17 protein-coding genes are annotated in these 21,352 nt (G+C 50.8%); 9 read left to right on the plus strand and 8 right to left on the minus strand.

Going from position 1 to position 21,352, the window contains the following annotated elements:
• Position 1: 1 nt before the first annotated feature.
• The gene (gene cysS / locus ACLO87_RS15305) at positions 2 to 1,456 is read right to left on the minus strand and encodes a cysteine--tRNA ligase (protein ID WP_430224170.1); all 1,455 of its coding nucleotides are present in this window, start codon (positions 1,454 to 1,456) and stop codon (positions 2 to 4) included.
• Positions 1,457 to 1,587: 131 nt separating this feature from the next.
• On the opposite strand from cysS, the gene ACLO87_RS15310 reads away from it, so the two are divergent.
• From ACLO87_RS15310 to ACLO87_RS15320, 3 genes are all read left to right on the plus strand, one after another.
• Positions 1,588 to 2,253, plus strand: a complete 666-nt coding sequence (locus ACLO87_RS15310; RefSeq protein ID WP_135863020.1) for a tetratricopeptide repeat protein — start codon at positions 1,588 to 1,590, stop codon at positions 2,251 to 2,253.
• Positions 2,254 to 2,425: 172 nt separating this feature from the next.
• The gene (locus tag ACLO87_RS15315; protein WP_430224171.1) at positions 2,426 to 2,935 is read left to right on the plus strand and encodes a peptidylprolyl isomerase; all 510 of its coding nucleotides are present in this window, start codon (positions 2,426 to 2,428) and stop codon (positions 2,933 to 2,935) included.
• Positions 2,910 to 3,734 (plus strand): UDP-2,3-diacylglucosamine diphosphatase, encoded by an 825-nt coding sequence (locus tag ACLO87_RS15320; RefSeq protein ID WP_430224172.1) that lies wholly within the window; start codon positions 2,910 to 2,912, stop codon positions 3,732 to 3,734. Before ACLO87_RS15315 ends, ACLO87_RS15320 begins: the two co-directional genes overlap by 26 nt.
• Positions 3,735 to 3,791: 57 nt before the next feature.
• Here the strand turns inward: ACLO87_RS15320 and prpB are convergent, their stop codons facing one another.
• From prpB to ACLO87_RS15335, 3 genes are read right to left on the minus strand one after another with little or no spacing between them, the layout of a single operon-like run.
• Positions 3,792 to 4,718 (minus strand): methylisocitrate lyase, encoded by a 927-nt coding sequence (gene prpB / locus ACLO87_RS15325; protein ID WP_135863023.1) that lies wholly within the window; start codon positions 4,716 to 4,718, stop codon positions 3,792 to 3,794.
• Positions 4,719 to 4,745: 27 nt separating this feature from the next.
• Positions 4,746 to 5,903, minus strand: coding sequence for a PrpF domain-containing protein (locus tag ACLO87_RS15330; protein ID WP_430224173.1), 1,158 nt, complete (start codon positions 5,901 to 5,903; stop codon positions 4,746 to 4,748).
• Positions 5,904 to 5,912: 9 nt separating this feature from the next.
• Positions 5,913 to 6,590 (minus strand): GntR family transcriptional regulator, encoded by a 678-nt coding sequence (locus tag ACLO87_RS15335; RefSeq protein WP_135863027.1) that lies wholly within the window; start codon positions 6,588 to 6,590, stop codon positions 5,913 to 5,915.
• Between the two features lie 197 nt (positions 6,591 to 6,787).
• Between ACLO87_RS15335 and ACLO87_RS15340 the strand changes: the two genes are divergently transcribed.
• The 4 genes from ACLO87_RS15340 (at position 6,788) to ACLO87_RS15355 (ending at position 10,910) form a co-directional block, all read left to right on the plus strand.
• Complete coding sequence (locus ACLO87_RS15340; RefSeq protein ID WP_430224174.1) at positions 6,788 to 7,792, plus strand: tripartite tricarboxylate transporter substrate binding protein; 1,005 nt, start codon at positions 6,788 to 6,790, stop codon at positions 7,790 to 7,792.
• A gap of 70 nt (positions 7,793 to 7,862) precedes the next feature.
• Positions 7,863 to 8,324: a tripartite tricarboxylate transporter TctB family protein gene (locus ACLO87_RS15345; RefSeq protein WP_135866445.1), complete on the plus strand. Its 462-nt coding sequence runs from the start codon at positions 7,863 to 7,865 to the stop codon at positions 8,322 to 8,324.
• Between the two features lies 1 nt (position 8,325).
• Positions 8,326 to 9,837 (plus strand): tripartite tricarboxylate transporter permease, encoded by a 1,512-nt coding sequence (locus ACLO87_RS15350; protein WP_135866443.1) that lies wholly within the window; start codon positions 8,326 to 8,328, stop codon positions 9,835 to 9,837.
• Positions 9,837 to 10,910, plus strand: a complete 1,074-nt coding sequence (locus tag ACLO87_RS15355; RefSeq protein ID WP_135866442.1) for an AbrB family transcriptional regulator — start codon at positions 9,837 to 9,839, stop codon at positions 10,908 to 10,910. Before ACLO87_RS15350 ends, ACLO87_RS15355 begins: the two co-directional genes overlap by 1 nt.
• An 82-nt stretch (positions 10,911 to 10,992) precedes the next feature.
• Here the strand turns inward: ACLO87_RS15355 and ACLO87_RS15360 are convergent, their stop codons facing one another.
• On the minus strand, positions 10,993 to 11,859 hold the full coding sequence (locus tag ACLO87_RS15360; RefSeq protein ID WP_135864650.1) for an undecaprenyl-diphosphate phosphatase: 867 nt from the start codon (positions 11,857 to 11,859) through the stop codon (positions 10,993 to 10,995).
• Between the two features lie 306 nt (positions 11,860 to 12,165).
• Entirely contained in the window at positions 12,166 to 12,948 is a 783-nt protein-coding gene (locus tag ACLO87_RS15365; RefSeq protein WP_430224175.1) for an inositol monophosphatase family protein, read from the minus strand.
• An 87-nt stretch (positions 12,949 to 13,035) separates the two neighbouring features.
• Here ACLO87_RS15365 and ACLO87_RS15370 point away from each other — a divergent pair, with 87 nt between their 5' ends.
• On the plus strand, positions 13,036 to 13,833 hold the full coding sequence (locus tag ACLO87_RS15370; RefSeq protein ID WP_430224176.1) for an RNA methyltransferase: 798 nt from the start codon (positions 13,036 to 13,038) through the stop codon (positions 13,831 to 13,833).
• A gap of 120 nt (positions 13,834 to 13,953) precedes the next feature.
• On the opposite strand, the gene ACLO87_RS15375 is transcribed toward ACLO87_RS15370, so the two are convergent.
• Complete coding sequence (locus ACLO87_RS15375) at positions 13,954 to 14,460, minus strand: MarR family winged helix-turn-helix transcriptional regulator (RefSeq protein ID WP_135864656.1); 507 nt, start codon at positions 14,458 to 14,460, stop codon at positions 13,954 to 13,956.
• An 80-nt stretch (positions 14,461 to 14,540) separates the two neighbouring features.
• Here ACLO87_RS15375 and ACLO87_RS15380 point away from each other — a divergent pair, with 80 nt between their 5' ends.
• Positions 14,541 to 15,410, plus strand: a complete 870-nt coding sequence (locus ACLO87_RS15380; protein ID WP_430224177.1) for an EamA family transporter — start codon at positions 14,541 to 14,543, stop codon at positions 15,408 to 15,410.
• A 96-nt stretch (positions 15,411 to 15,506) separates the two neighbouring features.
• Here the strand turns inward: ACLO87_RS15380 and ACLO87_RS15385 are convergent, their stop codons facing one another.
• Positions 15,507 to 20,987, minus strand: coding sequence for an autotransporter domain-containing protein (locus ACLO87_RS15385; protein WP_430224292.1), 5,481 nt, complete (start codon positions 20,985 to 20,987; stop codon positions 15,507 to 15,509).
• Between the last annotated feature and the right edge of the window lie 365 nt (positions 20,988 to 21,352).

Here is a 21,352-nt window from a genome sequence, read left to right on the forward strand (position 1 = left end):
CCTAGGCTCGTCGCCACTGAGTGACGCCACCCGCCTTGTCTTCTAGCTCAATACCCGCTTCTTGCAATTGCTTGCGCAAGGCATCTGCCTTGGCGAAATCGCGGTCAGCTTTGGCTTGAGTGCGCTCTGCTACCAGAGCATCAATAGCGTCGTCGGTGAGCTGGCCTTCGGTAGAGCTTTGACGTGCATCACGTACATAACGGGATGCCGAACGTAAATACTGCGCAGGATCTTTTTGCAACAGACCCAACACGCCGCCCAATGCTTTCATCAGGCCTGCACTTTGTGGGCATTTGTCACGGTTAGCGGCGGCAGAAAGCTCAAACAACACAGCCATAGCACCAGCTGTATTGAAGTCATCGTTCATTGCTGCTGCAAAACGTTGTGCTGCAGGCAGTGTCCAGTCTATCTCTTGTTCGGCCGCTGGCACGTTTGCCAAGGTTTGGTACAAGCGGTCTACTGCTTGCTGTGCATCAAATAAGTTATCTGCTGCGTAATTCTGAATACTACGGTAATGATTGCGCACAATGAAAAAACGCAACATTTCAGCCTCACGCGGATTCGCCTCGTAAGTAGCCTGATCCGCGGCATCACCGTCAACGGCAATGGTTTGACGAATATTGCGGAAATTGCCCAACGACTTGGACATTTTCTCGGCATCCACCATCAATGGGCCACAATGCATCCAGTAATTGGCCATTGTGCCGCCAAATGCACCTTCGGACTGTGCAATTTCGTTTTCATGGTGCGGGAATTTCAGGTCAGGGCCACCACCGTGTATATCTAGAGGCATACCCAATAAAGAGTGACTCATGGCCGAGCACTCAATGTGCCAACCCGGACGGCCTAAACCATAAGGGGATTCCCATTTGGACTCTGCCGGCTCTTCGGCTTTGGCAGATTTCCACAACACAAAATCCAGAGGGTCGCGTTTACCGTCTGCAACAGCAACACGCTCGCCCGCGCGCAAATCATCCAAGCTTTTGCCAGATAACTTTCCGTAGCCATCGAATTTACGTACGGCGAAGTTCACATCGCCATCACTGCCCTGATAGGCCAAACCGTTTTCTTCCAGCTTGCGGATAATGCCCAACATATCGCCCACGTACTCTGTAGCGCGAGGTTCAGCATCAGGTGACTCTACCCCTAACGCTTTTTCATCCGCATGCATGGCCGCAATATAAAAGTCGGTGACTTCGCCTATGGTGCGATTTGTTTCTACAGCACGACGAATGATCTTATCTTCGATGTCTGTAATATTACGCACGTAATTGACCTGATAACCTGACTGACGCAACCAACGTTGAATCACGTCAAAACTGACCAACATGCGAGCATGGCCAAGGTGGCAGAAGTCATACACCGTCATCCCACACACATACATGCGCACAACGCCAGCCTGGCTAGGCTTGAATTCTTCTTTGCTACGCGACAATGTATTATAAATGTGCAACATGTACAGTAATCACTTAAAAATCAATACGATAGAATAAAAAAACACGCCAACGCAAGCGTGAATCACCACCGATCCACCAGACACGCTAAAATGACGGATCGTAAAGTATACCAATAAAGGCATCTGACTTCGTGAACCAGACTCTTAATCGCCTGCAAGCGTGTGTATTCGCCTCGCTTTTCATTATAGGGGGTATTTCCAGCATTGCTCATGCTCAAACCCCTCACTCCAGACTCTCTGCGCAAGATCAAGAAATTTTTGCCAATGACGTGCAAGAGGATCGAGGCTGGAAGGGTTTGGCCCGCATTTTGGACTCTATCAGCCCCGGTGCTGACACGTCACGCCCGTTAAGTGCCAGCGAGATCACCCAGCGTATTCAACGTATGCTGGATGCAGGTCAAGCCGCTGAGGCCTTGGACGCTATAGAGAAACGCATAGCACAACGAGAAGCACGCAACGAAATAGGCTCTGACGTACAACTGTTGTTTTTACAGGGCAGAGCCCTTTCGGCGTTAAAACGCCACGACGAAGCGATCGCTGCGTACCAACAACTGACTATTGATGCCCCTGAACTGCCCGAGCCATGGAATAATCTGGCCGCTGAATATATGCGCCAAGGCAAACTGCAAATGGCTCAAGAAGCACTAGAAATGGCATTGGCGGCCGACCCTAATTACCGAGTCGCTCGCGCCAACATGGGTGAAGTACAACTGATGCTGGCTAACGAGTCTTTTAAAGCCTCGGGACAATTAGGCCAAAACCGTACACAACAAACCCAACAAATTCTGCAACAATAACTGTTTAGCGTATTTTTAACGAGCATCGCCTATTATGCAAAACTTACCCTTTTTCAAGTCTGCGCATGTCCTGGCTATGCGCCTCTTTACTCTTGCCGCCCTGCTCTGTTTTGCAGGTCTGGTGTACTCACCAGCGCATGCGGCCTCATCAACTACAACACAAGGTAGCGCCATGAGCACAAACCCAAAAGTTAAACTGCAAACTAACAAAGGCGACATCATCATCGAATTGAACGCCGAAGCAGCACCTAAAACAGTAGAAAACTTCATCGGCTACGTGCAAGACGGTTTTTACGATGGCACGATCTTTCACCGTGTAATCAACAACTTCATGATTCAAGGCGGTGGCTTTGAAGCCGGCATGAAGCAAAAACCAACAAAATCTCCAGTAGAGAACGAAGCTAACAACGGCCTGAAAAACGACCAATACACATTAGCGATGGCTCGTACTTCCGATCCTCACTCTGCTACCGCTCAGTTCTTCATCAACGTGACGAACAACGACTTCCTGAACTTCACTTCCCCTACACCTAACGGTTGGGGCTACGCCGTATTCGGTAAAGTAGTTGAAGGCCAAGACGTTGTAGACAGCATGAAAGCAGCGAAAACTGGCAACAAAGGTTTCCACCAAGACGTACCAGTGGAAGACTTGGTCATTGAAAGCGCCACTATCGTTGAATAAACGGGCGTTACGCGGCACCGTTTGGCTTGCCGCGGATATACACCTGGGGCCGCAAGGCCCCCATACATCAGCGGCCTTCTACCAATTCTTGGAGCAGGCCGCTGATGTATGTGAGCACCTGATTTTAGTCGGTGACATCTTCAACGCTTGGATTGGGGACGAGCAAATCAACGCCCCCGAACCCTGGTTACACGACGCCCTACAGCACCTACAACGTTTCAGCCAACGCAAAAAGCTCTATCTAGTACGTGGCAACCGCGACTTCTTAATAGGCAAACAACTAGCGTCGTTCTTACAAGCCGAACTACTGCCGGATCAACTCATACTGCGCACTGATGCATTTGAGTTCTTATTAATGCATGGCGACGAGTTATGCACAGATGATCACAGTTACCAACGTTTTAGACGCATTGTGCGTCACCCGCTGACTCAAGCCTTGTTCTATAGCCTGAGCCTAAAAACCAGACAGCGCATTGCCAACTTTTTCAGAAAGCGCAGCAAAGCCGCTGGCCAGCATAAAACGTACGAGATCACCGATGTGAATGCAGAGGCCTGCCTAGACATCATGCTGCAGAATAATCAACCCACGCTGATACACGGACATACCCACCGCCCTGCCCTGCATCAGGTGAACGCCGAACACCCTAGCTATAGACGCATTGTGTTGCCTGACTGGGAATTTGATCACAGCCAGCCTCCTCGCGCAGGATGGCTATCCATTACCCCTGAACACATCACCTTGCACCGCCAAGGTCATGACGACCTACTGTGCGATGTAGTCTCTGCGCCTACGCAATAGCAACAGGCCAACGTATAACGCTGGCCTGTGTGTTCACTCGTATCGCTATACGCCTTCTTAGTCGATGACGTCAGGAATGATCGTGCGCTGAATAGAGCTATCTAAGGACTCATAGCCAAAGTAGTTGATCAACTCATACAGTTCGGCACGTGTTTGCATGTTCGGCACGCTGCTTGCCGCAGAACCCGTTTGCTTCAAACTGGTATAGAAAAGCTCCATCGCTTTAGCTGCAATACGCAAACTGGATACAGGCCAAATCGCCATACCGTAGCCCAACTTCTCAAACTCTTCGGCAGAAGTTTGTGGTGTACGACCAAACTCCGTCATGTTTGCCAACAAAGGAACGTCGATTTCCTTAGAGAAAATCTCAAACTCTTCTTGTGTGGTCAGTGCCTCGGGGAAAATAGCATCTGCGCCAGCTTGCACATACATCTTGGCGCGAGCAATCGCTGCTTCCAACCCTTCGCTGCCTGCCGCATCGGTACGCGCAATAATACGTAGGTCACTACGTGCTTTAGATGCCGCAGCAATTTTAGCGGCCATATCTTCCGGGCTAACCAATTGCTTGCCGTTTAAGTGACCACACTTCTTAGGCAAGATTTGATCTTCCAACTGCACGGCAGCCACGCCCACGTCTTCCAGTTCGCGCACCAAACGCATGACGTTTAGCGCTTCACCAAAACCAGTATCACCATCCACAACCAGCGGCAAACGTGTCACGCGCACAATGGCTTGAGCTCGTGTGACCAGCTCTTCCATGGTGATCAAACCCAAATCAGGCAAGCCCAGCGACGCAGTGAGCGCACCACCTGACAGATACAGAGCCTCAAAACCGGCATCACGCGCCAGCAAACCACCAATAGGATCGTATGCACCCACAATGGAAATGAATTTCTTCTGTTCCCAGTAGCTTGCCAGTTGAGCCCCTAGACCACGCGGTTGCGGCTGCTCTAACCACACAGCTTTTGCATCGGTATTAGTCATTATTTCCATCCATTCATATAACGAAATTTATAGCGTAGGAACGCACACAGCACCTTCCATCAGGCGACGCTGCGTGCGCACAATACTTGCCGAAAGAATGTGTGGTGTAGACAGCCCGGCTTGCTGTTCCAAATCCACACCCACTTGCACTACACCGCTAGGAGAACCCAAACGTATAGCGCTCAAATCCACCTCATCACCCACACACTGCTGCACCACACTGCCAGCAATCGCTGCTGCAGTGGCAGTGGCCAACGATACGGTGATAGGGGCTGCACGATGCGGTTGCCCCGCTGAAATCATGCGTACCATCACATCTACATCACGCGCTGCAACTTCTTGCCCATTTAGCGCCGTATATGTTTGTGCCTTACCCACCATGCACAATTTAGGAATAGCAATAATGCGCGCAGCTTCTTCCATAGAGGCGGCAATCCCCATTCGCACCGACGCTGCTTGGCGTAAATGCTCTAAATCCGCCAACAATGTGGCATGCGCATCTACGGCATCAGGCATGATGTCAGCACTCACACCCACCGCCTCTGCTTGCACAAACACCGCCGGAATCGCTGAATCCACTAACGTAGCCTGCACGCTGCTGCCAGCCGCAGTAGGCAGATCAACCACCACTGCCTGGGCAGGCAATACACCCCGACCGCGCGTATTAGCAGGGTCTTCAAAACTCAAAGTGACAGGCGCACCAGCAGAAGCCAAGCCTGTGATGCGAGTATCGCCACTCACGCACGCTTCGCCACCTTCTACCGCAAAGCGCGACACAATAATCTTGCCGGAGTTGGTGTTGTGGATCCTAACCACACACTCCCCATCAACCGGCCCTTTCACCATTTTTTCGTCGTAAGCAAAAGGCCCCACAGCGGAACTCATGTTGCCGCAGTTACCGCTGTAATCCACGGCAGTACCGGTCACGGAGATTTGCGCAAAGGTGTAATCCACATCCGCACCCTCTACTGAGCTGGGGCCTATGATGCACACTTTGCTCAACGACGACTGACCGCCACCCATACCATCCAACTGCCTGCCATAAGGATCAGGACTACCCAATGCCGCCAAAAAAATAGCTGGCCACTGATTTTGATCTGTGGGCAAGTCTGCGCGTTTCAGCATCAGTGCTTTAGAAGTGCCGCCGCGCATAAACACAGCGGGTATACGTTGTTGGTGGGCCATGCCTGTTGTCTACTCCATGTTGTTTTCTAACTGACTGGAAAACGCATTCCAGCTTGCGGTCAAATGTCGACGCATCAGTAGCGCCGCCAACTCACTATCGCGCTCCATAATGGCTTCCACAATGCGCTGATGCTCTTTCAACGCCACTTGCCCCCTGCCGCGCACATTTTTATGCTGTGAACGTAGTAAGACCAATTGCGGATACAGCTCTTCGCTTAACGCTCTGCGTATCAACTCGTTGCCACTTAGCTGGGCAATCAGGTTGTGGAAATCTCTGTCGCCACTACGTTGCAAATACGCGCCCGAAGGGTGACTTGCCACGGAGTGTGCATCTGTCTCTAGCAAGGGTTGTAACGCCGCCTTAGCAGAATCATCCACATTCAGCGCCGCCAATCGAGCCGCTTCAGTTTCTAACGCAGCACGTACTTCATACAGCGCCTTAGCATCGGCTGCGGTCATCACTCGTACGCTCGCTCCAATATTGGGCGTGAACGTTACTAAACCCAATGCCACTAAACTACGCAGCGCTTCTCGCACAGGACCACGACTGATATCAAAGCGCTCAGCCAACACAACCTCCCCCAACCTATCACCGGGCTGCAACTTTCCAGCCATGATGTCATTGGCCAGTTCTTGAGCAATTTTCATGCTTGCCGAACCATGACCTTGGGGATCAATACCTGACATTGTAAACAATCTTGGTCTCGCAATAAAAATAGGTAGAGTGTGTTTTTACAGAAATATAGCATTAACCCCTTAATAAAACACATATTCTAGTAGAAACCCTAATTGATGATAGAGACCTATGGAAGTCCAATAGCCTTAACAAAATACACATTGTAAACATTTTCAGTTTGGCGCTATGCCTTCATCAGGAATAAACAATGAATTTCAAACGCATCAAAACATGGGCAGCCACATTGTTGGTAGGTAGCTCTCTGACCTTGTCCGCTGCTGCACCCGCTGTAGCACAAAAAGCAGATAACTGGCCTAACCAGCAAATCACCTTTGTGATTGCGTTAGGCCCTGGTGGCTCCGCTGACCGTACTGCACGTTTGGTCGCACAACAAATGCAAGAAAAGCTCGGCGTACCTATTCGTGCCATTAATCAAGAAGGCGGTGGCGGCCACGTAGGCCAAGTGTATTTCCGCAATATGCCAAAAGACGGCACCTTCTTTTTGGTGACATCCATTCACCCCTACATCAGCAGCGCCATTCTAAATCTGGATGCTGACTACAGTTTGGATGATTTTGCATTTGTGAATGGCCAATGGACCGACATGGATTTGTTCGCTCTGAACGCCAAACTGCCTTACCAAACCATGGACGAATTTATTGCTGCGGTAAAAGAGCAGCCAGGTAAATTCCGCATTAGTGTGGTACCTGGCTCTACTGGCCACATCAACACCATCCAAATGCTACAAGCCTACGGTTTGCCTGCTGACGCCGTGAATATCGTGACCTACCAATCCGGTAATGCTGCACGTACCGCGGTAGCGGGCGGTCAAGTAGAAATGGCAGTATTGGCGGCCGATGGCACTATTCCTATCGCCGAATTCATTCGCCCCTTAGCCGTGGCATCAGATGAGCGTTTAGAAGAGTGGGATGCACCTACCTTGAACGAAGTACTGCAACAAGCTGGCCGCGAACCGGTACAAACGTTGGTGGGTTCCATGCGCGGTATCGCTGCTCACGCTGAATTTAAAGAGCAGTACCCAGAACGCTTCGAGAAATTTGCTGAAGCCTACCGCGAAGTGCTGTCCAATCCAGAGTTCAAAGAAACCTTGAAAAAACAAGGTATTGGTTCGGACTGGCTGGGCCCAGATCGCACAACCGAAATTATCTACAAAAACTTTGAAGTGCTAGAGCAGTACAAAGATCAACTCTAATAGCCTTGGGTCTGGCGGGCATTTTTGACTGAACTAACAGTCGCCAGACCCTCCGCTTTGGAAACCTCTAATGGCTACACGAATTTCTCTTACACACCTTGTGTTTTTGCTGGTGGTTTGCGCCGCCGCAATCTTCCTCAACTGGAGCGCCTTCAGTGCTTCAGACAAACTCTACAACCTGATCGTGGTGGTACCCAGCGGGATAGCTTGCGTACTGTTGGTGCTGTGTATAGCCATCAGCAATTTACGCAAACCTGCCACCAAAACCTCCGCAACACCTAGCGAAGCACAAGCAGCTCGCAAATCCACCTTAGGCGATCTATTGCTGTTGGGTGCTTTTGCCGTTTTCTGCCTTAGCCTGACTACCGTCGGCTTTGATGTCGCCACCTTCGTTTTTGTGTGGGTAGGCATTTTGATGGGTGGCGAGAAAAACAAAATTGCACCACCTATTTTTGCATTCTTGTTTACCTTGGCGCTGATCAAAGGGTTTGGCTCTTTGTTCCCATTCCCTATGCCACTTCTGGTGTTCTGAGATGATTGATACTTTCGCTTTTTCTCAGTCTTTGGGCTTGCTGTTCACCAGTTTTGACCCTTGGCTATTCGTGATCCCTGGCCTCATTATTGGTCTGGTTTTTGGTGCTGTACCCGGTTTGCAAATCTCCATGGCAATGGCAGTATTTTTGCCAGTAACGTGGGCAATGGACTTCCTGCAAGCCATGCTGTTCTTAACCGCAATCTTCACTGGTGGCGCTTACGGCGGCGGGGTAACAGCGGTGCTTATGAACATACCGGGCTCATCGTCCAGTGTTGCCACCGCCTTTGATGGCTACCCCATGGCACGCCAAGGCAAACACAACGAAGCACTGGGTATTGGCCTGGGCGCATCCGTTGTGGGGACATTCATCGGTTACGCACTACTGATGCTGCTGATTCAACCCCTAGCTGGCATGGTATTGCGCCTAGGCCCACTAGAAATGGTGATGATCGTACTGTGGGGCTTGGCGTTGATTGCTACCCTGAACGACAGCACCGTACTTAAAGGCTTGTTGGCTGGCGCTTTTGGCTTACTACTTAGCCAAGTAGGCATGTCCTCTACTGGTACGATGCGCGCCACCTTGGGTACCCCGTACCTGATTGATGGCATTGCCGTAGTACCCGCCATGATTGGTTTGTTTGCCGCGTCTGAATTACTGCGCTTGCGTTCCAGCACGTACTTAGTGGAAGACAAAGCCGCGCGTAGTATTTCCATACGCAAAATCCTGACTGGCTTTAAAGAAGTCTTCAAATACCCAAAAATCCTGCTCAAAGGCAGTTTTATTGGTGCGTTAATTGGTGCTGTGCCCGGTGTAGGTTCGTCTGTGGCTAACTTAGTGGCCTACGGTGAAATCCGCCGATCCTCTAAAGAACCAGAAAAATTCGGTACAGGCTGCACAGAAGGCTTGATTGCAGCGGAGTCTTCTAACTCCAGCTCCGAAGGCGGTTCCATGACAGCGTTGCTAGCCTTGGGGATTCCTGGTGGTGCGGCAACAGCTGTACTGTTGGCGGCGTTCTCGTTCCATAACTTGGTGGGTGGCCCGTCCTTCATTCGCGACCAACGTGATGTGGTCTACGCTATCATCATGGGTAACTTTGGTCAGGTGATTTTGCTGGCTATTGTTGCACTGATGATTCTGCCTATTCTGGGCCTAGTCGTACGTATTCCTTTGAACTATCTAGTGCCTTCCGTCTTAGCGCTGTGTGCATGGGGTGGTTTTGGGATTACCGGTACTATTGCTGGCCCTATCACTGTCATGGTGTTTGCAGGTCTAGGTTGGCTGATGCGCCGACACGACTACCCTGTAGCCGCTACTGTGATTGGCTTATTGCTAGGCCAAATGACAGAAAGTGAACTAGTACGTACCTTGCAGATCTCTGGTGGTAGCCCACTTAGCTACATTACTGAACGTCCTATCGCTATAGGCTTGCTGGTCTTGTTCATTGTCTCGGTCATCATCATGCCTATGCTACGACGCCAGAAAATGAAAAAAATGGCGCAAGCACACTAATGATGAATCGTGTTTCTAGCTATATGCAATCCCGCGCCAAGGGCTTAATCGCCCTTGGCGTAGGTTTACTAGGCGGCCTAAGCTTCATACAAATGGGTCTGTCTCTGCCGTGGGTGCTAGGCAGTTTGGTAGCGTGTTCCCTTGCTGCTCTTTGTGGCGTAAAACTGGCGATTCCTTCTGCGTGGCGCGGTTATGCCATGGCCATGTTGGGCACCATTCTAGGCAGCAGCTTTTCCCCTGAAACGTTGCATACGCTAAGCCAATGGGTTCCCACCCTAAGCGTGATGCTGATTCTAACGGTGGTGTACTTCCTGATCAGCTTCAAGGTACTGGCACGCTGGTCTGGTATGGATAGGATCAACGCCACTTTTGCAGCCATTCCCGGTGGTTTATCCATTGTTAGCGCCATCGCCGACAGCTATAAAGCCGATAGCCGACGCATTGCCTTAAGCCATTCTGCACGCTTGGTCGCCTTGCTTGCGCTAACCCCCATCGTGCTGCACTACGTAGGCCATTACGAGCTACCCGCCAGCGCGCTACCCATTGGGCAACATGCTGATCAAGCTACGTTCTCATGGGTATCGCAATTGGTATTAGTGGGTTGTGCCGTAGCAGGATGGTTACTCGCACGACAACTACGCTTTGCTACCGGCATGTTGCTGTTCCCGCTGTTGTTTTCCGCGATTTTGCATGCCTCAGGTTATACCCAAGCCATTGCTCACCCTGCCGCCGCAGCACTATCCCAATTAGTGATTGGCACCAGTGTAGGTGTACGCTTTGTGGGCTACAGCTGGAAAGTCCTGATCAAAGATGGCTGGTTATCCATACTCGTAGGCATAGGCTTAGCCCTGCTAGCCGTAGTCTGCGCCCTTGCCTTACACACCCTCACTGGCGCACCTTTTGGTGCCGTATTCCTGGTATTGCTACCAGGTGGCGCACCCGAAATAGGCGTCATGGCGTTGGCGTTAAACATAGACCCCGCCATCGTGACCACCCACCACCTGATCCGTGTGTTATTTCTGGTCAGCTTCTTGGGTTGGATCACTAGTCGTATACCAAATAGCACAAAATAAATTTACGCGACGACTGCCCCTTGCCACAAAAAAAAGCCCGACTCAAAAGAATCGGGCTTTTTATCGTTTTAGTGCTTAGCAATTACGCATACAACCACAGCAATACAACCGCACCTAAGGCGATGCGATACCATGCAAATGGACGGTAGGTGTGGCGTGATACGAAACGCAGTACGGCTTTTACCAAGAACAGAGCACTAAAGAAAGCCAGTACAAAACCTACTGCAATTCCCCAACCTTGCTCTACGTTCAAGCTGGCACCGTTACGGTACAAGTCGTACACAGTGGCTGCCAACATGGTGGGCATGGCCAAGAAAAACGAAAACTCAGTCGCTGTTTTGCGGTGTACGCCGGCCAGCATCCCACCCACGATCGTAGCGCCGGAACGCGATGTACCGGGGATCATTGCAATACATTGCGCAAAGCCTACTACCAACGCCTGTTTCCAAGTGATTTCTTCTAGCGCATAGGCGGTAGCTTTTTCGGATGTGGCGGTTACACCGTCTTCTACTTTGTAGTTAGGGTGCTGTTTTGCGTAGGCAGGTTTACGCTCTACCCACAACATAATCAAACCGCCAATAACCAGTGTGAACACAAATACCAAGGGGTTATGGAATAGCGCTTTGATGTATTTGATGGTCAACGCACCGATGATCGCTGCAGGCAAGAAGGCAATGATCAGGTTTCGGGTGAACATCATTTCGGTACGATCACCGCTGAAGGTTCCTTTAATCAATTGCCAAATACGCGCTCTGAATAGCCAGATCACCGCCATGATGGAACCAAACTGAATCACCACCTCAAACACTTTATTACTGTCTGAGGGGAAAGATATCCACTCACCCAACAGCAACAAGTGTGCTGTACTGGAAACCGGAATAAATTCTGTGAACCCTTCAATCAGGCCCAAAATCGCAGCTTTGATTAAGTACAGCGTGTAGTCAGTCATGAAAACCCGGAAATAGCAAAAATCAATGAAAACGGGCTGTGTATAACAGTAGCCCTGACGCAGAAAAGCGGCGTTTTCTTGCCTTGCTGCATCACGAATAAAACAGGGGTATTTGAACACGACCCAAGCGCAAATCACAATGGGCTGTTTACGCCTGCTTACCTATAGCCTTCTGTAGCGATTACCGTGCAGTCGCCCGTTCTACTAACTTTGAACATAATGGCTTCACCCTGCGCCTGCATCGCTAATAAAAACACCCCAACATCACAATAACGTTGGGGTGTTTTTTATTACTTCACGGTGCGCTTATTCAGCCAAGTGCACCATCATTTGAGTGAAGATTTTTGGTGTAGCCGCAATGATGTTGCCGGACTCGTACCAGGTTTGTTCGCCAGCGAAGTCGCCCACCAAACCACCAGCTTCCAGTACCAACAAGGCACCCGCAGCCATATCCCACTGTTTTAGATTAGTTGCTACAAAGCCGTCTAAACGACCACATGCAACGTAAGCCAAATCCAGCACCGTCGCGCCTACGCGGCGTACAGCGGCGCAATCGCTCAACATAGCGGAAAATGGGGAAGTGCTTTTTACTACGCCGCCAGAGTCGGCTACGTGTGCGCCCAACAATGCGTCATGGTATTTGCGCAAGCTGGACACACGAATACGACGGTCGTCCAAGAACGCACCGCCGCCACGAGTGGCGTGGAAAATTTCGTTTTTAGCTGGGTCAAAAATTACGGCATGTGTAGGCACGCCTTTGTTCAGCATCGCAATGGAAATAGCGTAGTGAGGAAAGCCATGAATGAAGTTGGTGGTGCCATCCAACGGGTCGATCACCCACACGTTTTCAGGGTTGTCATTGCCCTCGGGCATGAGTTCGCCAGTTTCTTCGCCAATAAACCCATGGTCAGAGTACGCAGTACGCAGTATGTCAATGATTGCTTCTTCAGCTGCCGCATCAATTTCGGTTACGTAATCGCCGGGGCCTTTGCGGCCAACTTTGATTTTTTCTAGATCCACGCTAGCACGGTTGATGATGGTGCCTGCTCGGCGTGCCGCCTTGATGGCGGTATTCAGCATGGGATGCATAGATAATCCGTTCGGTAAAATTTTCCTGCTCTTGTGCTGCCCGAATGCAATAATAGGGCTACAAAAGCTTTCTGTATCAATGTATTTATGACACAAACATCGGCACACACCAATCACCCTGCCTTCGAGCAGGTTCGCTTCATTATGGTACGGCCCAGCCATCCCGGTAACGTGGGGGCTGCAGCACGCGCAATCAAAACTATGGGCTTTAAAGAACTGTGTTTGGTGGCACCAAAACATGAGCACATTACCGAGCACGCCGAAGCGATCGCTCTGGCCAGTGGTGCAACCGATGTTTTAAGCCAAGCCTCTATCGTACCAAGTTTAGAGCAAGCATTGGCGCCTGTTTCACTTTCTTTTGCGCTAACAGCCAGACCGCGTTATCTGGGACCGCCACCATTAGACATACGCCAAAGTGCGACATTGGGAGCGACACACCTCTCTGAAGGTGCAGGGAAAATTGCGGTTGTACTGGGCACAGAGCGCACAGGGCTCAGTAATCAAGAGCTAGAAAGCTGCCAGCATTTATGCCATATTCCGGCCAATCCTGAGTACAGTTCACTAAATGTTGCTCAAGCCCTGCAACTAGCGGCATGGGAACTGCGTTATGCATTATTGCAACAGTACGACTTAGAAACCATGCCTATCGTCCCCGGAAAAGTGGATCCAGGCAAGGCACTGGCCACCATGGGGCAGTTGGATGCCTTTATGACGCACTTTGAGGAAGCCTTAATAGGCGTGGATTTTTTAGACCCAGAAAACCCCAAAAAACTGCCTACTCGTATGCGACAAATTTTTAGTCGTAATCGTCTAAGCGTGGACGAAGTAGCTATGCTGCGCGGTATGTGTACCGCCATGCTTAAAACAGCAAAACAAGCCAAATAATCGCTGAGCTATACGCAGCCCCTACAACGTGAAATACACCAGGCTGCTGTTACCACACGCATGCAATGGGCCTAGACGGAATCACACCGCTAGGCCTTTTTATTGGGAAACGGTGCGCGCTTAGGCCTTAGCGGGATCTAAGATTTGCAGTAACACTGACAAATTCTGATCCAACGCCGCTAGCTGTTCTACCGCCATGGGAGCCAGCATCTTACGCTCGTTATCCACATGTATGACCACTACCTTGTTAATCAAGGCCAAGCCTTCATCGGTGAGCTGCACCAGCATACTGCGCGCGTCTTGTTCGTTAGGCAGTCGTACAATCCAGCCCTTGCTCTCTAAGCGTTTTAGCCTGTGCGTCATGGTGCCGGATGTCACCATTAAGGTGTAGAACAACGCCGTAGGGCTTAAGCAGTACGGTGCGCCACTGCGCCGTAGCGCCGCCAACACATCGAACTCCCACAAGCACAAACCGTATTCGGCAAAACACTCGTCTAATCGTTGCTCTAACAACATGGCACAACGGTTGATACGCCCTATGGGGCCCATGATTTCTACATCTAAATCAGGGCGTTCACGTCGCCATTGATCCAGAATCATCTCTACCGCATCGTTCTTCTTGGTCATCACACGCCTCTGCATTTATCTTGACATCAAGATAAAAAACTCTCAGAATGAATTTATCTTAAATTCAAGATTAATCTAAAATGACTGCTCCTGTCTCTACTTTTCCGTGGCGCGATAGTTTGCTCACAGCACTGGCCCCTGCTATTTGGGGGTCTACCTATATTGTGACCTCTGAGATTCTGCCACCCGATAGACCATTTACGGCGGCACTCATACGCGCACTGCCCGCAGGCATACTGCTGGTGTTACTCACGCGCAAACTGCCTTTACGCCAAGACTGGCTACGTTTACTCATCTTGAGTGCTTTAAATATTGGCGTGTTTCAGGCCTTGCTATTCGTCGCCGCGTACCGCTTACCCGGCGGCTTAGCGGCTGTGCTTGGTGCCATACAACCGTTATTGGTGATGGTACTGGTCTGGGCTGTAGATGGGAAATCCCCCGCACAAACCACCTTATGGGCAGCAGTAGCGGGCGTGATAGGTATGGCGATTTTATTGTGGTCACCACAAACCCAGTTTGAACCCATAGGCGTAGCGGCTGCCTTGTTAGGTGCGGCCAGCATGGCAGCGGGTATTTGGCTGACTCGACGCTGGCAAGTGCGGCTACCTGTGCTAGCGCTTACAGGTTGGCAGCTACTGTTAGGCGGAGCCATGTTGGCCCCTGTAGCCTATTTGGTGGATGCCCCGTTACCCCACTTAACCGCCACGCAATTTCTGGCTTATGCCTACTTATGTTTGGCGGGTGCATTGTTAGCCTATGTGCTGTGGTTTAGAGGGATTGTGCGACTACCTACGGTTGCCGTGGCGTCGCTAGGCTTGCTTAGCCCCTTAACAGCCGTGATCTTAGGCTGGGCATTATTGTCACAAGCCATGAGCGGTTCAGCACTAGTGGGGTTACTGATTGTGTTAGTCAGTGTGTTTGCGGTGCAGTGGACCTCTAGCAAGCGCTAAATACAGGTGTCATAAAAAAGGTCATTGGGGTTACCCAATGACCTTAAGCTCCCTAACATCAGTATAGAGTTAGCACTTCTTTACATGCCTAACCCCTTAGAAGGCCACACGCACCTGTACTTGCGCTGAATGATCACGCTGGCCATTACCCAGTTCCCCTTTGTATCCAATGCCCACTGAAGAATAACGGCTTAGCAATACTTCGGCACCCAGCTCAATGAGTGCGGTATCTCGTGCCAACGGCACACCCGCCACAGTGAAGTTTTGGCCGCCTTCAAAGGCCATGGTTCTGTCAGACGTTACTGAGCCAATAGCATGACGCCACCCTAAAGTGGCTCGCAATCTGCCATCGTACTCACCCATTTGGAAGTTATTATGCAAACGTACCCCTAAGGTGCTGCTGGCTAAGGTGTGATTGCTGGACTTACCCTCTAACGCCGCAAAACCGCCTTTCTCACTGAAGCCACGTATACGCTGTTCAGACACGCTCATGCCCACAAAGGGCTCTATGCCCATTTGCTCGTACTGCCCAAAGGCATAGCCCACTTCAGCAAAAGCTTGCGCTGTATGTGCACTGTAATCGGCTTTGAGTTTTTGATCCAAGCTAGACACCGTACGCTCGGTGCGAATGTCGTGCCAGGTATAGGCCAAGCCACCCAACATGTTGATGTGGTTAGCACCTGCTTCCATGCTTCTACCGGCATAAATGGCAACGCTGTAGTTATCAACTTTAGTGTTTGATGACCTATCATCCACATCTGTCTTGGCATGTATATAACCAACGGCTGCGCCCACACGCCACTCGCTACCACCCACTTTTTCATCCATACCGAGGAAAACACCGGTAGTGCGTTGCTTCATCTGGCCTACGTTATTGTTACCATCAAAACGCTGCCAATGGCCGATGACCTCAGCCCATGCTGGCAATGCTTTAGAGGATGGCCATGCTGATGCTGGTAAGGCTCCATCGCTTTGCGCAACGGGATCGCCAGCACGTCTGCCTGCCGTTAAATTGCTATACAAATGCTGACTACCCAGATTGGATGCCAAGCTGCCTACACTCGCCAAACCACTGGCTACGCTGGCGTGGGCCTCGCCCGATAAGCTGTCAAACACCGCTGGTGGTGCTCCAGCAGGCAAGGTTTCTACAAATTTGTACAACGCGTGGCTGCTAGGTAGGCTTTCTATACCTTGCGCGGTCGCAACCTGATTACCTGTTTGTGCTAAATCAGCAAAATCAATGATGGTTGTTCCACCGCCCTCTTCTTCCTCTGACTTACGCTCTAGTTTCAAGCTTACGGCATTAGCACCATAACCCAAGGCCACATCCAAATACGCATAGTTAGATTTCACCTCACCAAAATTACCTTGAATGCTGCTGGCTTCTAGAATGGTGTAGGTTTTGCCGACTTGGAAATCTGTTTTGGCATTCAGCTCAGTACCAGCATGCAAGACACTGCCGCCTAGCGTAGCCGTACCAGCCACTTTCAACAGACTGCTGTTGTCGCTGTCTGGGTCAGCCTGCACGTAATAGGTAGACCCTTGCTCTAAGCGTAAGTCACCTGCAATGCGCATCGTGCCGTAGCGCGTAGCATTCTCGCTAGGGTTAATCGTGGCACCGCGTTGCACGGTTGTAAGCGTAGCCGCACTACCTACCGTACCCGTGCCTGCCAACGTTGCTCCGTTAGCCACGGTTACATCGCCACCCAAACTACTATTTTTAGTGATGAGCAAGCCACCATCGGTAACCTGTGTGCTACCCGAAAAAGTGCTGCTATTGCCGGTTAACGTCAGCACACCCGCGCCTGTTTTACTGATGTAGCCTGTGCCGCTAATGGCTTGCGCCAACGTAGCATCGTTGCTTTGCTGTAGCTGCAAGTTGGCATTATTCACAATCGCGCCGCTGCCTAGGCTATCTGCGGAGGCCACCACACTGCCATCATCAATATGCAAACCACCAGACCACGTGTTATGCCCTGTTAAATGCAGCTCACCCGTGCCGGTTTTGGTCACACTACCACTGCCTTCTATGGCTTGCGATAACGTGGCATTGCTACCTTGATCAAGCTGTAGTTCGGCATTGGTCTTAATCGTTCCGCTGCCTAAATTGGCCACACTGGCCACCAGCTTACCGCCATCAATAACAGTGCCACCGCTGTAGCTGTTTGCACCTGTCAACACCAAGGTGCCATCGCCCGCTTTGGTGAACACACCACTGCCAGACAAATCACTGTCTAGCGTGAATAGATTGGCACTATCCGCAATATCTACTGTACCGCCCTGAGCACCCACACTCCAGGCACGATTACCATTGCTGGTAAAGCTAGTACCGGTAATCTGCAAACGCCCGCCGTTCAGTGTGACTGCTTCACCGCTTTGTCCTAAGCTCGCATCCTGCTCTACTGACAGCGTGCCAGCAGATACGGTAGTGCCACCGCTGTAGCTATTAACAGCGGTTAGCAGCAATGTGCCAGCACCCGTTTTATTCAAGCCATCACTACCCGCTAAAACATTCTTGATGGAGGCATGCCATCTATGGCTAACAGCACTGCCATCACCTACACGTATTTCCACTGGGTCGGAATTTGTGCTGCCAACGACTAGCGTTAAGGTATCTCCATCCATCACATAACCATCACTGGCAAACTGCATCCCTGAAGCTTGCACTGCTCCATCCTGATTACTTACTGAAACGATACCTGCATCACCACCAAAGATAGCAAAACCCGGCTGAGGGTTCATCGCTGAAGTAAGCGTACCCTGAAAATCAGCCCAATAAGCAGAAGCAGTGCTCCATACCCCCGAGCCACCTCCTAGCCGCGAGCTAGAAGCCAAACCATTGGCATTCCAGAAGTTCAGTGTGAGGCCACCACTACCATTAATGACATTAATCTGTTTACTGCCAGCCAGATACTGCACCGTCATACCCGCGCTGGAAGGCATAAGCCCTCCATTCAGTAGAGTGAGTGCTCCTTTGTAATCAAACAATCGGTATAAACCGTCGCCAAAACCACTGACTTGCTGTACATCTAACTGCACACCATTCAGTGTGAGATCCCCGTCTACACTGGTGCTAGTACCTTGCCCAGGCGTACTCATGTTAGGGCCAGGAGCGCCTAGCGCTACTGTCAAGCTACTACCCTGCTCCATTGCTAGGTCGCCTTGAATCGTCAGGTTACCCGTACCAATAGCCTCTCCAGGGGCCAATACTGCGCCTGACTCCACCTGAACGTTACCAGCCAGCACCCCTTGCCCAGCTAAGGTAGCACCACTCTCCACCATGACCTGAGCACTGGCTAGACTACTATTCGCTTGCAACTGCAAACGTCCAGCTTTTACTGAGGTATCCCCGGTATAGGTATTGTGGCCAGCTAAGGTCAACGTTGCAGTGCCTAGCTTAGAGAGTGATCCATTACCGCGAATATCACCCTCTACGGTAAGCGCCTTACTGCCCAGTACCTTCAGTTCACCCTGCAGCACCACCTTGTTACTTAGCACTACATCGACACTACTGTCTAAGCTCGTATTCGATGCGACCACTAGTTCGCCTGATCCCAAGGCCTTATTGTTGCCCACCTCCAGGCTGCCCGCATTCAACAAAAGGCCACCCGCATGGGTGTTACTACCGTTGAGGGTCAACTGCGCAGCACCATTCTTCACCAATGCGCCTGCGCCACGAATAACACCACTCAATATCAATTCGTTACTGCCCGCCACGGTCAGATTACCCGTTACCAATACTGCATTGCTTAACGCAACAGTATTGCTACTGTCCAAAACAGTACCCGCGGCTGCCGTTAGCGTGCCCTCTCCCAGCACAGTATTGCTGCCCACCACCAGCGTACCTTCATTCAACGTGGTGCCGTTGCTATAGGTGTTGTTGCCATTTAACGTTAATGTGCCTGTCCCCTGTTTCACCAGTGATCCAGTGCCAGCAATACGACCACCCAGTGTCAGCGAGTCATTGCCTGTTATTGTCAGAGCACCATTAAGGTCTACCTGATTATGCACTGTTTGATTACCTGTAGCACCCAAGGTAGTCCCATTGTAGGTAGTCAGCGTACCTTGACCCAGCGCATTTGAATGACCAACCAACAGCGAGCCGCCGCGCAATGCAGTTCCCCCTGAGTAGGAGTTGTTCCCACTCAATATCAAGGTACCGGCCTCCAACTTCTCTACACTACTGCTCCCGGTCATCGGAGCCTCTATAACAGCCGTTATATCAGCGCCTACACGTATATTGGCACCGCCAGCCTGGCCACTCACCAAGCTCAGTTCGCCCGCAGCCCCTTTAGCCAAGGTATAGCCATCTGTTATGAACTGCATGCCACTAACAGTTTGCCTACCCTCTACCGTGACAGTACCTGCCCTCCCCTGAAAAACAGCAACACCAGCTGACCATCGATCATTCGCGTTACCATCCCAGGTCGTCCAGTTCGTATTCGTACTGTTCCATACACCACTGCCACCCTCGATCTGACCATTAGCTACATTGTCGCTGCCATCCCAAAACTGAACTTCCTGACCAGAGGCTTTAACCACTACATTTACCTGATTAGCAATAGCAATCTGAATCGTTAGGTCACCAGCCTGCCAACCGTTAGGTAAAGTCCCCAAACTCAGCCCGTTATAAGTCAACGAGCCACCATAGGTAAATAAACGATAGACACCACTCCCAAAGTCACCAGCATCCGTAACATTCAATACGCCGTCTAACGTCAGATTCTGATTTACCTTGAAAATTTCCGGTGTACCTAAGCCAGGGGCACCGAGTACGACATCAACCTGTGAGTCAGTACCCAAGGTTAAGGAGTCCATCGTTAAGGTACTGCCGCTGCGGCCTACTACCCTACCGTCCTTACGCACCGTGACTGCCCCCACCGTACCTGTACCTTTTAATGCTGCGCCTGCCGCAACCGTTACCCCTGCGTGGGCCACCCCTGCCACATTCAGCACACCACCATTCAGCGCTACCGTAGGATTTGGTGTGCTTGATGGAAAGAGGTTGCCAGACAGGTTCCATGTACCGCTGTTAACAACTAAATGACTAAAATTCAGGTATTTATCGCCATCTATGGTTCCCGAACCTGCCGTTCCTGCGCCTACACCATTAATGGAGTTTTGTAGCGCTAAGATATTGCCGTTATTGGCTGAGCCAGCATAGACGGTGCCTGTGGCGGCATAGTTAACATTTGCAACCGTTATGCTTTTCCCCACACGAGCATTACTCACAAGCGATGAGCCTGTAACGGCTATAAAACGGTTGCGCCCTCCCCCTGCGCCTAGGTGCACACTACCCTGAACAGTACCTATATTAATAAACTCATTACCTGCGGTAGAGGCCTGCATACCCACTCTGCCAGTAATTGTTCCGCTATTCCGCACCACCTGTTTCGCACCGCCTCTCAGCGTCATTGCGATTAAGTCTTCCAACTCCCCACTGCTAGCCACTACACGCCCGGCCTGAATAAAACCACTATTGATTACGCTCGTAGTTCCACCAGCACCGTTGCTTATGCGTAGCGCAGCACCGCCATCGCTAACATCATCTGATTGCCCTGATATGAAGCCAGACACACTGTTGTTTATCGTTACTGTGCTCCCAGCAAGGTTCTCAATCTGCACACCCACAACAGGCTTAAGCTTCGGCACACTAGCATTTATGTTGCCGTTGTTCTCAAGCGTAACGCCAGTGCCGGTAAGTTGTATTGCATACCCTGCATTCTCCTTTGGAGTCACCGTTGTAGTAGTCCTTATACTAAGACTCAGATTATTATTTGATGATTCGTAGCCCGCGACCGAACCGCTACACATTACTACTCCAGGGCCTGCCTGTGTACATTCTGCATGCGCTGGAGCCGCTACCAAGCTACCCCACGCTATAGCAATGGCAAGTGCAAGACTATGCTTACGCCACACAGGCCTAGTTGTGGCTAAGCTCG

The organism is Paenalcaligenes sp. Me52 (assembly GCF_050487965.1).
Classification (GTDB): Bacteria; Pseudomonadota; Gammaproteobacteria; order Burkholderiales; family Burkholderiaceae_B; genus Paenalcaligenes.

Bases quoted from the DNA above. Each gene is read 5' to 3' on its own strand.
- cysS (WP_430224170.1), bottom strand. From the start codon at position 1,456: ATGTTGCACATTTATAATACATTGTCGCGTAGCAAAGAAGAATTCAAG.
- ACLO87_RS15315 (WP_430224171.1), top strand. From the start codon at position 2,426: ATGAGCACAAACCCAAAAGTTAAACTGCAAACTAACAAAGGCGACATC.
- prpB (WP_135863023.1), bottom strand. From the start codon at position 4,718: ATGACTAATACCGATGCAAAAGCTGTGTGGTTAGAGCAGCCGCAACCG.
- ACLO87_RS15330 (WP_430224173.1), bottom strand. From the start codon at position 5,903: ATGGCCCACCAACAACGTATACCCGCTGTGTTTATGCGCGGCGGCACT.
- ACLO87_RS15335 (WP_135863027.1), bottom strand. From the start codon at position 6,590: ATGTCAGGTATTGATCCCCAAGGTCATGGTTCGGCAAGCATGAAAATT.
- ACLO87_RS15340 (WP_430224174.1), top strand. From the start codon at position 6,788: ATGAATTTCAAACGCATCAAAACATGGGCAGCCACATTGTTGGTAGGT.
- ACLO87_RS15345 (WP_135866445.1), top strand. From the start codon at position 7,863: ATGGCTACACGAATTTCTCTTACACACCTTGTGTTTTTGCTGGTGGTT.
- ACLO87_RS15350 (WP_135866443.1), top strand. From the start codon at position 8,326: ATGATTGATACTTTCGCTTTTTCTCAGTCTTTGGGCTTGCTGTTCACC.
- ACLO87_RS15355 (WP_135866442.1), top strand. From the start codon at position 9,837: ATGATGAATCGTGTTTCTAGCTATATGCAATCCCGCGCCAAGGGCTTA.
- ACLO87_RS15360 (WP_135864650.1), bottom strand. From the start codon at position 11,859: ATGACTGACTACACGCTGTACTTAATCAAAGCTGCGATTTTGGGCCTG.
- ACLO87_RS15365 (WP_430224175.1), bottom strand. From the start codon at position 12,948: ATGCATCCCATGCTGAATACCGCCATCAAGGCGGCACGCCGAGCAGGC.
- ACLO87_RS15370 (WP_430224176.1), top strand. From the start codon at position 13,036: ATGACACAAACATCGGCACACACCAATCACCCTGCCTTCGAGCAGGTT.
- ACLO87_RS15375 (WP_135864656.1), bottom strand. From the start codon at position 14,460: ATGACCAAGAAGAACGATGCGGTAGAGATGATTCTGGATCAATGGCGA.
- ACLO87_RS15380 (WP_430224177.1), top strand. From the start codon at position 14,541: ATGACTGCTCCTGTCTCTACTTTTCCGTGGCGCGATAGTTTGCTCACA.